Annotated in this window: 12 protein-coding genes; 6 read left to right on the plus strand and 6 right to left on the minus strand. The window is 69.5% G+C overall.

Translation table 11 applies throughout. From position 1 onward, the window contains the following. Positions 1-44 precede the first annotated feature (44 nt). The 5 genes from BLQ76_RS07215 to BLQ76_RS07235 all read left to right on the plus strand — a co-directional run bounded on the left by BLQ76_RS07215 (position 45) and on the right by BLQ76_RS07235 (position 5,351). Positions 45-770: an SDR family oxidoreductase gene (locus BLQ76_RS07215; RefSeq protein ID WP_090671023.1), complete on the plus strand. Its 726-nt coding sequence runs from the start codon at positions 45-47 to the stop codon at positions 768-770. After that, on the plus strand, positions 760-2,268 hold the full coding sequence (locus BLQ76_RS07220) for a sugar ABC transporter ATP-binding protein (RefSeq protein ID WP_090671025.1): 1,509 nt from the start codon (positions 760-762) through the stop codon (positions 2,266-2,268). The genes BLQ76_RS07215 and BLQ76_RS07220 overlap by 11 nt, the downstream gene beginning before the upstream one ends. Continuing rightward, positions 2,265-3,218 carry an ABC transporter permease gene (locus tag BLQ76_RS07225; RefSeq protein WP_090671028.1) on the plus strand — a complete coding sequence of 318 codons (954 nt, stop codon included), beginning with the start codon at positions 2,265-2,267 and terminating at the stop codon, positions 3,216-3,218. The genes BLQ76_RS07220 and BLQ76_RS07225 overlap by 4 nt, the downstream gene beginning before the upstream one ends. A gap of 14 nt (positions 3,219-3,232) precedes the next feature. Continuing rightward, positions 3,233-4,177, plus strand: coding sequence for an ABC transporter permease (locus BLQ76_RS07230; RefSeq protein ID WP_090671032.1), 945 nt, complete (start codon positions 3,233-3,235; stop codon positions 4,175-4,177). Between the two features lie 70 nt (positions 4,178-4,247). Next, the gene (locus tag BLQ76_RS07235) at positions 4,248-5,351 is read left to right on the plus strand and encodes an autoinducer 2 ABC transporter substrate-binding protein (RefSeq protein WP_090671037.1); all 1,104 of its coding nucleotides are present in this window, start codon (positions 4,248-4,250) and stop codon (positions 5,349-5,351) included. Between the two features lie 43 nt (positions 5,352-5,394). Here the strand turns inward: BLQ76_RS07235 and BLQ76_RS07240 are convergent, their stop codons facing one another. Next, complete coding sequence (locus BLQ76_RS07240; RefSeq protein WP_090671040.1) at positions 5,395-6,648, minus strand: D-amino acid dehydrogenase; 1,254 nt, start codon at positions 6,646-6,648, stop codon at positions 5,395-5,397. A gap of 153 nt (positions 6,649-6,801) precedes the next feature. Then, positions 6,802-7,200, minus strand: coding sequence for a RidA family protein (locus BLQ76_RS07245; RefSeq protein ID WP_090671043.1), 399 nt, complete (start codon positions 7,198-7,200; stop codon positions 6,802-6,804). A gap of 163 nt (positions 7,201-7,363) precedes the next feature. On the opposite strand from BLQ76_RS07245, the gene BLQ76_RS07250 reads away from it, so the two are divergent. After that, a complete protein-coding gene (locus BLQ76_RS07250) occupies positions 7,364-7,969 on the plus strand; it encodes a TetR/AcrR family transcriptional regulator (protein WP_244519509.1) in 606 nt (201 codons plus the stop codon). Positions 7,970-7,994: 25 nt separating this feature from the next. Here the strand turns inward: BLQ76_RS07250 and BLQ76_RS07255 are convergent, their stop codons facing one another. The 4 genes from BLQ76_RS07255 to BLQ76_RS07270 all read right to left on the minus strand — a co-directional run bounded on the left by BLQ76_RS07255 (position 7,995) and on the right by BLQ76_RS07270 (position 12,982). After that, the gene (locus BLQ76_RS07255; RefSeq protein WP_244519510.1) at positions 7,995-10,052 is read right to left on the minus strand and encodes a methyl-accepting chemotaxis protein; all 2,058 of its coding nucleotides are present in this window, start codon (positions 10,050-10,052) and stop codon (positions 7,995-7,997) included. 106 nt (positions 10,053-10,158) lie between these two features. After that, on the minus strand, positions 10,159-10,938 hold the full coding sequence (locus BLQ76_RS07260) for an SDR family oxidoreductase (protein WP_090671446.1): 780 nt from the start codon (positions 10,936-10,938) through the stop codon (positions 10,159-10,161). Between the two features lie 5 nt (positions 10,939-10,943). Beyond that, positions 10,944-12,092, minus strand: a complete 1,149-nt coding sequence (gene dgoD, locus BLQ76_RS07265; protein ID WP_090671046.1) for a galactonate dehydratase — start codon at positions 12,090-12,092, stop codon at positions 10,944-10,946. Beyond that, positions 12,089-12,982: an aldose 1-epimerase gene (locus BLQ76_RS07270; protein WP_090671049.1), complete on the minus strand. Its 894-nt coding sequence runs from the start codon at positions 12,980-12,982 to the stop codon at positions 12,089-12,091. The genes dgoD and BLQ76_RS07270 overlap by 4 nt, the downstream gene beginning before the upstream one ends. Between the last annotated feature and the right edge of the window lie 3 nt (positions 12,983-12,985).

Below are 12,985 nucleotides of genomic sequence, written 5' to 3' on the forward strand. Positions count from 1 at the left end.
CAGCGGACGGTTCTGGGGAGGAGCGACCGAGGGAGGAGCATGGCATGAGTTTCGAGGGCAGGACCGCGATCGTCACGGGCGCGGGCAAGGGCATCGGCCGGCGCACCGCCGAGCTTCTGGCTGAGCGTGGGGCGCGCGTCGTCGCCCTGTCGCGCTCGGCCGAGGACCTTGCCGCGCTGGAGCAGGCGGTCGGGGCACGCGGCATCGCGGTGGACCTCGCCGATGCCGCCGCGACGCGCGCCGCGGCGGGCGAGGCGCTGCCGGCCGATCTTCTCGTCAACTGCGCGGGCATCAACATCCTCGAGCCCTTCCTCGAGATGAACGACGAGAGCTTCGACCGCGTCCAGGCCGTGAACGTGCGCGCCGCGGCGATCGTCTCGCAGGTCTTCGCGCGCGACCTCGTGCGGCGCGGTCAGCCGGGCGCCATCGTCAACGTCTCCTCGATCTCGTCGTTTCTCGGCTTTCGCGACCATGCCGCCTACTGCGCCTCGAAGGGGGCGATGGACGGGCTGACGCGCGTCATGGCGAACGAGCTCGGACCCCACGGCATCCGCGTCAACTCGGTCGCCCCCGGCATCACGCTCACCGACCTCGCCCGCGTCGCCTGGGAGGCGCCCGAGAAGGGCGGCCCGATGCTCGCCCGCACGCCGGTCGGCCGCTTCGCCGAGACGGCTGATGTCGCGGAGGTGATCCTGTTCCTTCTGAGCGATGCGGCCGCCATGATCGCGGGCACGACGCTGCCGATCGACGGAGGCTTCCTTGCCGTCTGAGCGCGTCCCCTCGGTCGCGTTGCGGGGCATCGAGAAGTCCTTCGGCCCCGTCTCGGTTCTCAAGGGCGTCGAGTTCGACCTCTATCCCGGCGAGGTTCATGCCTTGATGGGCGAGAACGGCGCCGGCAAGTCGACGATGATCCGCATCATGTCGGGCGCCCATCAGCCCAACCGCGGCACGGTGGAGATCGACGGTACGGCCACGCGCCTCGCCAGCCCCGCCGACGCCAAGACGGCCGGCATCGCCGTGGTGCATCAGGAGCTCCTGCTCTTTCCCGCCATGACGGTGGCCGAGAACATCTTTCTCGGCCATGCGCCGCGCCGCGCCGGCGACCTTCTCGACTGGAGCGAGATGCGGCGGCGCGCCAGAGCCCTTCTCGACCGGCTCGACTGCCCCGACCTCGACGTCGACGAGACGGTGTCGCGCCTGTCGGTCGCCAACCGGCAGCGCGTCGAGATCGCGCGTGCCCTGTCGCGCGACGCGCGCGTCCTGATCATGGACGAGCCGACCGCAGCCCTCGCCGAGGCCGACGTGCGCCGCCTCCTCGACGTCGTGCGCTCGTTGCGCGCGCAAGGCGTCGGCATCGTCTATGTCAGCCACCGCATGAACGAGATCTTCGAGATCTCGGATCGCGTCACGGTGCTGCGAGACGGGCGCACCATCGACACGCGCCCGACGGCCGAGGTGAGCGAGGCGAGCCTCGTGTCGATGATGGTCGGGCGCGACATCGACCAGCTCTTCCCCAAGGAGGTGGTGCCGGTCGGCGATACCGTTCTCGAAGTGCGCGGGCTGACCCACGGCGCCAAGGTGCGCGACGTCTCGTTCAGCGTCCGGGCGAGCGAGATCCTCGGCATCGCCGGGCTCGTCGGCTCGGGCCGCACCGAGCTGGCGCAGACGATCTTCGGCGTGACGCCTCCGACCGCGGGCGAGATCCGGATCGACGGCAAGCCTGTCACGGTCGGCAGCGTGCGCGAGGCGATCGACCATCGCATCGCCTACGTGCCCGAGGATCGGGCTCAGCATGGCTTGGTGCGCCCGCAATCGATCCGCGAGAACGTGTCCATGGCGATCCTCGGCCGGCTCACGCGGCGCAGCGTCGTGGACACGGCGCGTGAGCGCGAACTGGCCGAGGACGCCATCCGCCGCTTCGCGATCCGCGCCCGCGGGCCCGGCCAGATCGTCGCCCAGCTGTCGGGCGGCAACCAGCAGAAGGTCGTGATCGCCAAATGGCTGGCGACCGACCCGCGCATCCTGATTCTCGATGAGCCGACGCGCGGCGTGGACGTGGGCGCCAAGACCGAGATCCACAAGCTCATGAACCAGCTCGCGGCCCAGGGGCTCGCCATCGTCATGATATCGAGCGAGCTGCCCGAGGTGCTCGGCATGAGCGACCGCGTGCTCGTGATGAACGGGGGGCGCGTCTCGACCGTCCTCGACCGGGCCGAGGCGACGCCCGAGACGGTGGGCGCCGCCATGATGACGGGGCACGCGGCATGAGAGGGCCCACGCTCGCGCGCCGCCTGTCGGGCTCGGGACAGGAACTTCTGCTCCTCTTCGCGATCCTGGCGATCTTCCTCGTGGTCGGTTGGCTCAACCCGCGCTTCGTCGCGCCCAACAACCTGACTTCGATCTTCGTCGGCAACGCCTATGTCGCGGTGGCCGCGATCGGCATGTCGATGGTCATCATCTCCGGCCATATCGACGTCTCGGTTGGTGCGCTGATCGGCGTGCTGGCCACGATCTCGGGGCTGCTCGTCACCAACGGCTACCCGGTCTGGGTCGCCTGGCTTCTGCCGGTGCTGATCGGTGGGCTCTGGAACGCCGGGCTCGGCGCGCTGATCGCCTATCTCAAGGTTCCCTCGATCATCGCGACGCTCGCCGTTCTCTCGATCCTGCGCGGCGGCCTGATCACGGCGACCGGCGGCGCCTGGATCTCCGGCCTGCCGCCCGAGTTCCAGCTTGCCCAGTTCCGCCTTCTCGGCGTGCCCTCGCCGGTGTGGTTCATGGTGGTGATGACGGCGATCGCCGCCTTTCTCCTGCGCAACACCGCCTTCGGGCGCTCGATCTACGCGGTGGGCGGCAACGGCGAGGCGGCCGAGGCCGAGGGCATCCCCTACAAGCGGACGATCGTGAAGGTCTTCGCGATCCACGGCCTCATCGCGGGCGTCGCGGCCATCCTCTTCGCCACGCAGCTCCAGGTCATCCAGTCCACCGTGCCGAACGGGCTGGAGCTCCTGATCATCACGGCGGCCGTGGTCGGCGGCGTGTCGATCCTGGGCGGCATCGGAACCGTGACGGGCGCGGCGCTCGCCGCGATCCTGTTCGCCGCGATCGGCTCGGCGCTGATCTTCCTCAACGTGTCGGCCTACTGGCTGCGCGCCGTCCAGGGCATCCTGATCCTCGCCACCGTGCTGATCGACATGGCGCGGCGCGGGCGCACCGGTTGAAGGGGAGCTGATCCATGACCCTGCGCTCCATGCTGCGACACGAGACGCTCCTCGCCCTCATCCTCGCGGTCGCGCTCGCGATCCTCGCCTTCAACAACGACCGCTTCTTCACCGGCGCCAACCTCTTGAACCAAGGCCGGCTGATGACCGAGGTCGGGCTCATCGCGGTGGTGATGACCTTCGTCATCGTGACAGGCGGCATCGACCTGTCGGTCGGCTCCATCCTCGGCCTGTGCGCGATCCTGGTGGGCGTGTTCTGGAAGACGCTCGGCCTGCCGCTGCCGCTCGCCATGGGGCTGTCCCTCGTCGTGGGAACGCTGGCGGGCTTCGTGAACGGGGTCATCATCACGCGCTTTCGCGTGCCGCCGCTGATCGCGACCCTGGCGACGCTCGCGCTCTACCGGGGCTTGGCCGAGGGCATCAGCCAGGCGCAGTCCATCCGCGGCTATCCTTCGTGGTTCTTCGTGCTGGGGCAGGGCAGCGTCCTCGGCATTCCGACCCAGCTCTGGCTGCTTCTCGTCGCCGCGCTCGTCGGCTTCTTCGTCCTGCGCTTCACGGCCTTCGGCCGGGCGACCTACGCCATCGGCAACAACGAGCGGGGCGCTGAATTCTCCGGCATCGACGTCACGCGCACCAAGCTCCTGATCTACTCGGCGTCGGGCTTCGTGTCGGCGCTGGCTGCCCTCGTCTTCGTCAGCCGCGTGTCGACCACGCGCTCCGACATGGGGTCGGGGATCGAGCTCGACGTCATCACGGCGGTGGTGCTCGGCGGCACGTCGATCTTCGGCGGGCGCGGCCTCGTGGTGGGCACGTTGCTCGGCCTCTGTCTCGTCCAGGTGCTCAAGAACGGCCTCGCCTTGTCGGGCGTGCGCGGCGACGGCACCATCGTCATCATCGGCGCGGTTCTGATCGCCGCCGTGCTGATCTCGAACTTCCTCAGCCGCTACGCCAGCGACTGAGGACGGGGCGCGGCCTGGGAAGGGGCCGCCCGCCCGAAGCCATCCATATCAACAGGGAGGAAACAACCGCATGCGCACCCTTCTGGCATTCCTCGTCGGAACCAGCCTTCTCACCGCACCCGCCATGGCGCAGACCGCCTGGACAGGGGGTGACGACCAGCCCGCCAACCCGCTGAGCTGCGACGCATCCGTCGCGGCCGTCTCGCCCGGCGAATACAACGGCGGCATGCCGACCAACGCGCCCGACCGCAAGGGCAAGCCGCTGCGCGTCGTCGACATCCCGAAGCTCGTCGGCGTCGGCTACTTCGCCTCCACCGCGGCCGGCATCCAGGAAGCGGCCAAGGAGATCGGCTCCATGACCGTCACGACCGACGGTCCGACCAAGGCCAATATCGACGAGCAGATCACCTTCATCGACAACTACATCACGTCCGGCGTCGACGGCATCCTGTTTGCCGCCAACGACCCGGTGGCGATCGCCCCGGTGCTGAAGCGCGCGCTGGAAGCGGGCATCAACGTCGTCGGCTACGATGCGGAAGCCGAACCCGACGCCCGCCAGTGGTTCGTCAACCAGGCCGAGCCGAACGGCGTCGCCAAGGCGATGATCGACCAGCTCGCCTCCGAGATCGGCGAGGAGGGCTCGTTCGCCATCGTCACCTCCACCTTCACGACGCCCAACCAGTCGCGCTGGATTTCGGAGATGAGCGGCTATGCCGCCAAGTGCCACCCCAAGCTGAAGTTCCTGGAGACGGTCGAGGCGCAGGAGGACAACATCCTGTCCTTCAACCAGTCCCAGACCCTGATCAACAAGTACGGCGACGAGCTGAAGGGCATCCTCGGCATGACCTCGGTCGCGACGCCGGCGGCCTCCGAAGCCGTGCAGCAGAACAATCTGTGCGGCAAGGTCTCGGTCGTGGGCCTGGCGCTACCCAACGCCATGAAGCCCTACGTCAACGGCGGCTGCATCAAGTCCACCATCCTGTGGTCGACGGTGGACCTCGGCTACGCCGCGGGCATGGCGATGCGCGCGGTGGCCGACGGCACGCTGAAGCCCGGCGACACGACGTTCAAGGCTGGCCGCCTCGGCGACCTCCAGATCGTCAATCAGAGCCAGATCCTGCTCGGCGCTCCGAAGGTCTTCACCAAGGCCGACATCAACAACTTCGACTTCTGACGCGCAGGCCTGCGGGGCCGCGACGCGGGTCGCGGCCCCGACTTCAGCGGGCGTAGCGCGCCATGCCGAGATCGCGCGCGTCGATCTCCGGTGCCTGCGCCGAGACGAGATCGGCCAGGAGCTTTCCCGAGCCGCAGCTCATGGTCCAGCCGAGCGTGCCGTGGCCGGTGTTCAGGAAGAGGCCCTTGAGCTTCGTCGCCCCAATCACCGGTGTGCCGTCCGGCGTCATCGGTCGAAGGCCCGACCAGAAGGCGGCGCGGGACAGATCGCCGCCCGGAAACAGATCGCCGACCGAATGCTCCAGCGTGCGACGCCGCCGTTCGGGCCGGTCGTTGGTGAAGCCCGAGATCTCCGCCATGCCCCCGACGCGGATGCGCGTGCCGAGCCGCGTGATCGCGATCTTGTAGGTCTCGTCCATCACGGTGGACTCGGGCGCGCGCGCTTCGTCCACGATCGGGATCGTCAGCGAGTAGCCCTTCACGGGGTAGACCGGCAGGCGCACGCCGTGCTCGGCGACGAGCCGGGGCGAGTGGGAACCGAGGGCCGCCACCACCGCGTCGGCCTCCACCGTGCCCGTCTCGGTCTCGACGCCGCTCGCGCGCCCGTTCTCGGCCCGGATGCGGCGCACGCTCGTCCCCCAGCGGAAGGCGACGCCGCGGTTCTGCGCCATCTCGGCCAGCGCGTTGGTGAACTTGAAGCAGTCGCCGGTCTCGTCCTGCGGTGTCTGGAGCCCGCCCACGAACGTCGCGCTGGTGTGTTCGAGCGCCGGCTCGGCGCGGATGCAGCCGTCCCGGTCGAGGACTTCGAAGGGAATGCCGTCGGCGCGAAGCGCCTTCTGGTCCTTGAGCGAGGCGTCGAGCTGCGCCTGCGTGCGGAAGAGCTGAAGGGTGCCCTTCATGCGCTGGTCGTAGACGATGTTGGTGTCGCGTCGCAGCTCGGCGAGGCACAGGCGGCTGTAGTCCGACAGGCGCAGCATGCGGCTCTTGTTGCGCGCATAGGCCGAGGCCGTGCAGTTGAGGAGCATCTGCGCCATCCAGCGCAGCATGGCCGGATCGAGCTTGGGCCGCAGGACCAGCGGCGCATGCTCCATCATCAGCCACTGGATCGCCTTGCGCGGGATGCCGGGCGCGGCCCATGGGCTGCAGTAGCCGAACGACACCTCGCCCGCGTTGGCAAAGCTCGTCTCCAGCGCGGGACCGTCCTGCCGGTCGAGAACCACGACCTCGTGCCCCGCGCGCGACAGATACCAGGCCGACGTGACGCCGATCACGCCGGCGCCCAGGACAACGACCCGCATGCGACGCCCTCCGAACCGCGCGCGTCCAGGTCTTGCGAATACCGCTCCCGGACGCGACCGCCTATCGATGAACCCCGGCGAGCGGCCCGGTCAAGACCGCCCGCCCCGGTGCGACACGACCGCCCTCAGGTAAGGACGAAAAGCCGTCCCGGCTCAGTTCGTCGCGGGGATGCGGGCGATCACCTTGATCTCGAAGTCGAAGCCCGCCAGCCAGGTCACGCCGACTGCGGTCCAGGTGGGGTAGGGGGCCTGGGGGAAGGCCTTGCCCTTGGCGGCCATGATGGCCGGAAACTGCGTCTGCGGGTCGGTGTGGAAGGTCGAAACGTCGATCACGTCGTCGAAGCTGCAGCCGGCGGCCGCGAGCACCGCTTCGAGGTTGCGAAAGGCCTGTGCGACCTGCGCCTCGAAGCCCACGACGGGTTCGCCGTCGATCCCGCTGCCGACCTGGCCCGAGACGAACAGGAGATCGCCGGAGCGGATCGCGGCGGAGTAGCCGTGCTTTTCGTAAAGAGCGTGGCGGCCGGCCGGAAAGATCGCGTTGCGCTGGGTCATGACGGAGTCTCCTTCGAGCGGTCGCGTGCGGGCGGGATCGCGGCGACGCGACGTCGGTGCTTCTGATCGGTCCGCACTGTGATATACGGGACGTATGTGATTTACTCAGATACGATCCGTATGTCAATTCACATACGGTCCGTATGCGATGGGGATCGAAGACATGCCGCCGCGCCCGCGTGCTGAAACCATGGAAGCGAACCGCGCCAGGCTTCTGGCGGCGGCGCGACGGACCTTCGGCGAGCGGGGCTTTGCCGCCGCCTCGATGGATGAGCTGACGGCCGACGCCGGGCTGACGCGGGGCGCGCTCTACCACAACTTCGGCGACAAGCGCGGACTGCTGGCCGCCGTGGTGGCCCAGATCGATGGCGAGATGGCCGCGCGGGCCCGCGAGGCGGCGGTCTCGGCGCCCGATGCGTGGCAGGCGCTTCTGGCGGAGGGGTCGGCCTATATCGCCATGGCCCTCGACCCCGAGGTGCGGCGCATCGTGCTGCTCGACGGGCCGGCCTTTCTGGGCGATCCCTCGCAGTGGCCGAGCCAGAACACCTGCCTCGACCTGACGCGGCAGGCCGTGGCGAAGCTGGTCGGGGAGGGGGTGTTGCGGCCGGTCGACGTCGAGGCCGCCGCACGGCTTCTGAACGGCGCTGCGCTGAACGCCGCGCTTTGGGTCGCGGCGAGCCCGGAGCCTGGGGACGTCCTGCCGCGCGCCGACGAGGCGTTTCGCCTGATGGCGTCAGGTCTCCTGCGGGAGCGGGAGACCGCGAACTAGGGCGCGGCGGACCGGCCCGTCCGCCTCAGGCGCTCATCCGCTCGAAGTCGCCGTCCCCGTCGAGGTCCAGCGCAATGCCCTTGGCGGGCGCGGCCGGAGCGGGCGCCGGTGCTGCCGGGCGGTGCCGCTCGCCGAAGGCTGCGACCTTGTCCTGAAGCGCACGGACCGTCGCTTCGCGCGCGGCTGCCTGCGGCACGGGCTTGGCGCGAGCGGTCGCTCCGACCCGGAAGAAGCCCGCGCGCTCGGTGAGGCGGGCCGCCTCGGCGGAGAGCTGCGTGGCGGTCGCCGACATCTCGTTGGCGGCGCCGGCATTGGCCTGCGTCACCTGATCGAGCTGCTGGATCGCCTGATTGATCTGCTCGGCGCCCACCGACTGCTCGCGGCACGCCGCCGAGATCTCGGCCACAAGCTCGGCCGTGCGCCGGATGTCGGGCACGAGCTGCTGCAGAAGTCCGCCGGCTTCTTCGGCCACATGCAGCGTCTGCGAGGACAGGGTGCCGATCTCGCTCGCCGCGGCCTGGCTGCGCTCGGCGAGCTTGCGCACCTCGCTCGCCACCACGGCGAACCCCTTGCCGTGCGGACCCGCCCGCGCCGCCTCGATCGCCGCGTTCAGGGCGAGAAGGTCGGTCTGGCGGGCGATCTCCTGCACGATCGTGATCTTGTCGGCGATTGTGCGCATCGCCTCGACCGACTTCGCCACGGCCTCGCCGGAACGCTCGGCGTTCAACGAGGCCGCGCCGGCGATCCGCTCGGTCTGGGTCGCGTTGTCGGACGTCTGGCGTACGTTGGCGGTCATCTGCTCCACCGCGGCGGAGGCCTGTTCCGAGGCCGCCGCCTGCTCCGTGGAGCCCGACGACAGGCGCTCGGCGGTCAAGGCCGACTGCGAGGCACCCGAGGCCACGAGATCGGCGGAGGTGGTCACGTCGGCCACGATCTCGCGCAGCTTGGCGGTCATCGACGCCATGGCGCGCTGAAGCTCCGACACCTCGTCGCCGCCCTTGGCCACGATCTCGCGCGACAGGTCGCCCGTGCTGATCGCGTTCGCCGCCTCCACGGCGTTGCGCAAGGGCCGCGCGATCACGCGCCGGCTGAACAGGGCGAGAAGCGCCACCACCACGACGAGGCAGGCGGCGATGCCCGCGAACATCGTCAGGGCTTCCCGGTCCGCCGGACCGACGATCGCCGCCTCCGGTACGTCGACGACCATGATCCAGCTGCTGTTCAGCGCGGCCATGTCGAAGGGCAGGAAGAGGCGCTGGAAGACCGTCCCGTCCGCGGCGACCAAGCCTTGCGCGGTGGTGGCGGTCCGGGACTGGATGGCGGCCTGCAGCTCGGCACGGCCCGGGCCCTCTCCATAGGGCTTGGCGCGAAGGCCGGCATCCGGGTTGCTGATCCAGTCGCCCTTGCCCGACAGAAGCATGACGGAGCCGACGTCGAAGGGCTTCAGCGCCAGGAGGCGCGAGGACAGGCCACCCAGATCGACGTCGAGCCCGATGAGGCCGATCATCTTGCCGGCCGAGGAGAGCGGCGCGGAAAGCGACGAGATCAGGACGCCGCGTCCGGTGGAGCTCTCGACATAGGGCGGGGAGATGGCGAGCTTGCCGGAGTTGGCGGACGCCGTCCACCACGCGGCCTGGTAGTCGTCCTTGAAGGTCGAGAAGCTCATGGTCGTGGCGTTGTCGCGCGTCCAGTAGGCGGCGAGGATGCCGTTGGCGTTGGCGCCGAGTTCCTTGTTGTCGCGCACGTCCTCCTGGCGCCCGTCGAAGGCCTTGGGGCTCTCGATGAACCAGCTTCCGAAGGCAGTCGGGAAAACTTCGAGGTTGCGCTTGAGCGAGGCGAGGAGTTCGGGACGGCCGAGCTCCCCGCCGGCGTGACGCTCGCCCAGCAGCATGGCGGCCGAGCCGAGGCCGCCGGCATACTGATACAGCTCGGTCTCCACGACGCGGGCCGCGCTGGTCGCCTCGCCGAGAATCGTGCGCTGCGCGCTCGCCACCGCGTTCTCGCGTGCGGTGCTCGCCAGGTAGGCGGCGCTCGGAAGCAGCGTCACCGCAAGTCCCGCCCCGACGCAGGCGATAAGCTTCATGCTGAGTTTCATGACGTCGTCCCGACCGGCGGCTTGTCTTCAAAAATCGCGACGAATTGTATCGTCTGGAGTCTTAAGACGACGTTCCGCTCGGGAAGACGCAACGTCAGGCGGGATGCTGCTGGACGCTGAGACCCCCGTCGACGGTGAGGCAGGTGGCGTTCATGAACGGGCACTCGTCGGAGATCATGAACACGGCGGCGAGTGCGATCTCCTGCGGCGTCGCGATGCGCCCGCCCGGATGCAGCCTGAGGGTCGCCGCCCTGGCCGCCTCGGGGTCGGCGAAGGACGCCCAGTAGTCGAGAACCTTCTGCGTCGCGACATAGCCGGGGGCGAGCGCGTTCACCCGCACGCCGCGTGCCGCATATTCGAGGCCGAGCGACTTCGTCATCCCCAGAAGCGCGTGCTTGGCGAGCGGATAGGGGAAGGTGTGCGGGATGATCGTGAAGGCGTGCGTCGAGGCAATGTTGAGGATCGCGCCGCCGCCCGCCTCGATCAGGCCCGGCAGGACGGCGCGGCAGCAGTTCCAGGCGCCCTTGAGGTTCACCGCGAAGCAGCGGTCCCATTCGGCGTCGGTGGAGGCGAGGGGTTCGGCGAAGACGTTAATGCCGGCATTGTTGACGAGCGCGTTGAGGGGGCCGATCGCCGCGCGCGCCTCGTCCACGGCCCGGTTGATCGCGTCCGCGTCGGTGATATCGGCCGCGACGTCGATGAGCGAGGCGCCGGCGGCCCGCAGCCCGGTGGCGGTCTCGGCGAGAAGCGCCTCGTCCTGATCGACGAGGAGGAGCGCCGCGCCCTCGCGCGCGAAGGCCGTCGCGATCGCCGCGCCGATCCCTTGGGCAGCGCCCGTCACCAGGATGCGCTTGCCTGAAAGCCGTCCCGCCATGTCGATCACCACTCCGCGAACGAACCGTCGGCATGACGCCAGACGGGGTTGCGCCAGCGGTGCCCCTCGGCCGCGCGCCGTACCACGTATTCCTCGTTCACCTCGACGCCGAGGCCTGGACCTTGCGGGATCGCGACGAAGCCGTCCTCGTAGGCGAAGACCTCCGGGTTCGAGACGTAGTCGAGGAGGTCGTTGCCCCGGTTGTAGTGGATGCCGAGGCTCTGTTCCTGGATGAAGGCGTTGTAGCTGACGGCGTCGATCTGGAGGCAGGCGGCGAGCGCGATCGGCCCGAGCGGGCAATGGGGCGCGAGCGCCACGTCGTAGGCCTCGGCCATGGCCGCGATCTTGCGGCACTCGGTGATGCCGCCGGCATGGCTGAGGTCGGGCTGGATGATGTCGACATAGCCGTCCTGAAGCACGCCCTTGAAGTCCCAGCGCGAATAGAGCCGCTCGCCGAGCGCGATCGGCACGGAGCAGTGCTTGGTGATCTCTGCCAGCGCCTCGCGGTTCTCCGACAGGACCGGCTCCTCGATGAACATCAGCCTGTAGGGCTCGAGCTCGCGCGCCAGCACCTTGGCCATCGGCTTGTGGACGCGGCCATGGAAGTCCGCGCCGATGCCGATATGGGGGCCGACCGCCTCGCGCACGGCGGCGACCGCCGCGACCGCCCGCTCCACCTTGTCGAACGTGTCGACGATCTGGAGCTCCTCGCAGCCGTTCATCTTCAGCGCCTTGAAGCCGCGCGCCACCGCCTCGCGGGCGTTCTGCGCGACATCGGCCGGCCGGTCGCCGCCGACCCAGGAATAGACCTTGATGCGGTCGCGGCACGGACCGCCCAGAAGCTGGTGGACCGGCTGGCCGAGAGCCTTGCCCTTGATGTCCCAGAGCGCCTGGTCGATGCCGGCCAAAGCGCTCATGTGGATCGCTCCGCCGCGATAGAAGCCGCCGCGGTAGAGGACGTTCCAGTGGTCCTCGATCAGCATCGGGTCGCGCCCGACGAGATAGTCGGCGAGCTCGTGGACGGCGGCCTCGGTGGTGAGCGCGCGCCCTTCCACCACCGGCTCGCCCCAGCCGGTGATGCCCTCGTCGGTCTCGATCTTCAGGAACAGCCAGCGCGGGGGAACGATAAAGGTCGTAAGCTTGGTGATCTTCATGGGCGGCTCGGGCTCCCCGGCGGCAGAGAGAAGGGCGAGAGGCGGATCGAGCCCGACAGGCTTTCGCCGGGGGCGAGCGTGAGGAGCCCGCCGCCGTCGGCGTGATGGTGGGCACCGGCGCGATGGCTCATGGGCTCCACGCAGAACCACTCGGCGTTCGGCGCGCGGGCCCGGTCCGGGAGAAACAGGAAAGCGTGGGCAAACAGCGGGTCGGCCTCGACACCGAGGCCGGCCGCGCGCTCGGGCCACAGGATGCGCGCCCGCCCGTCCCAGTCCTCGAGCCCGTTGTTGACCCAGCGATCGGGCAAGGGCGCGGCGGCCGAGAAGTCGAGGTCGACGGGCCGCGGGGCGGCATCGCCCGGCAGATGGCCGGACCGCTCCTCGCGAAAGCCCTGCGCCCGCATCTCGAGCCGCGTGTCCGGCGTGCGCGGAAAGAAGGGATGCCAGCCGAGGCCGAAGGGCAGCGGGTGCTCGCTCGTGTTGCGCACATCGAGCGCGAGGTGAAACGCGCCGTCCGCGATGCGAAAGCTCTGGCGCGCCTCGTAGCAAAAGGGCGAGCCGTCGTGCCGGAAGACCAGTTCGGCGCATGCGCCGTCCAGCGCCTCGACCTGCCACGCGCCGAGCCATCCGTCGCCGTGGAGATAGGACGGGTCCTCGGTGTTGGGCGCGAACGTGTAGTCGTGCGATCCGAAGCGGAAGCTGTTGCCAGGAAGGCGATTGCCGAAGGGGACGAGCGGGAAGGTCGAGCGCGTGCCGGGGCCGGTCCGCTCATCGGGGTGGAGAAGCGGAACGGCCTGTCCGTCACGGTGCCAGTCCAGCGAAAGGACGCGGCCGCCTTGCGGCGACAGACGCGCCGCCAGCCCGTCTGCACCGAGCGTGAGCGTCCCCATGTG

This window comes from Aureimonas jatrophae (assembly GCF_900104035.1).
In the GTDB taxonomy this organism is placed as follows: Bacteria; Pseudomonadota; Alphaproteobacteria; order Rhizobiales; family Rhizobiaceae; genus Aureimonas; species Aureimonas jatrophae.

Bases quoted from the DNA above. Each gene is read 5' to 3' on its own strand.
- BLQ76_RS07215 (WP_090671023.1), top strand. From the start codon at position 45: ATGAGTTTCGAGGGCAGGACCGCGATCGTCACGGGCGCGGGCAAGGGC.
- BLQ76_RS07225 (WP_090671028.1), top strand. From the start codon at position 2,265: ATGAGAGGGCCCACGCTCGCGCGCCGCCTGTCGGGCTCGGGACAGGAA.
- BLQ76_RS07230 (WP_090671032.1), top strand. From the start codon at position 3,233: ATGACCCTGCGCTCCATGCTGCGACACGAGACGCTCCTCGCCCTCATC.
- BLQ76_RS07235 (WP_090671037.1), top strand. From the start codon at position 4,248: ATGCGCACCCTTCTGGCATTCCTCGTCGGAACCAGCCTTCTCACCGCA.
- BLQ76_RS07240 (WP_090671040.1), bottom strand. From the start codon at position 6,648: ATGCGGGTCGTTGTCCTGGGCGCCGGCGTGATCGGCGTCACGTCGGCC.
- BLQ76_RS07245 (WP_090671043.1), bottom strand. From the start codon at position 7,200: ATGACCCAGCGCAACGCGATCTTTCCGGCCGGCCGCCACGCTCTTTAC.
- BLQ76_RS07250 (WP_244519509.1), top strand. From the start codon at position 7,364: ATGCCGCCGCGCCCGCGTGCTGAAACCATGGAAGCGAACCGCGCCAGG.
- BLQ76_RS07255 (WP_244519510.1), bottom strand. From the start codon at position 10,052: ATGAAGCTTATCGCCTGCGTCGGGGCGGGACTTGCGGTGACGCTGCTT.
- BLQ76_RS07260 (WP_090671446.1), bottom strand. From the start codon at position 10,938: ATGGCGGGACGGCTTTCAGGCAAGCGCATCCTGGTGACGGGCGCTGCC.
- dgoD (WP_090671046.1), bottom strand. From the start codon at position 12,092: ATGAAGATCACCAAGCTTACGACCTTTATCGTTCCCCCGCGCTGGCTG.
- BLQ76_RS07270 (WP_090671049.1), bottom strand. From the start codon at position 12,982: ATGGGGACGCTCACGCTCGGTGCAGACGGGCTGGCGGCGCGTCTGTCG.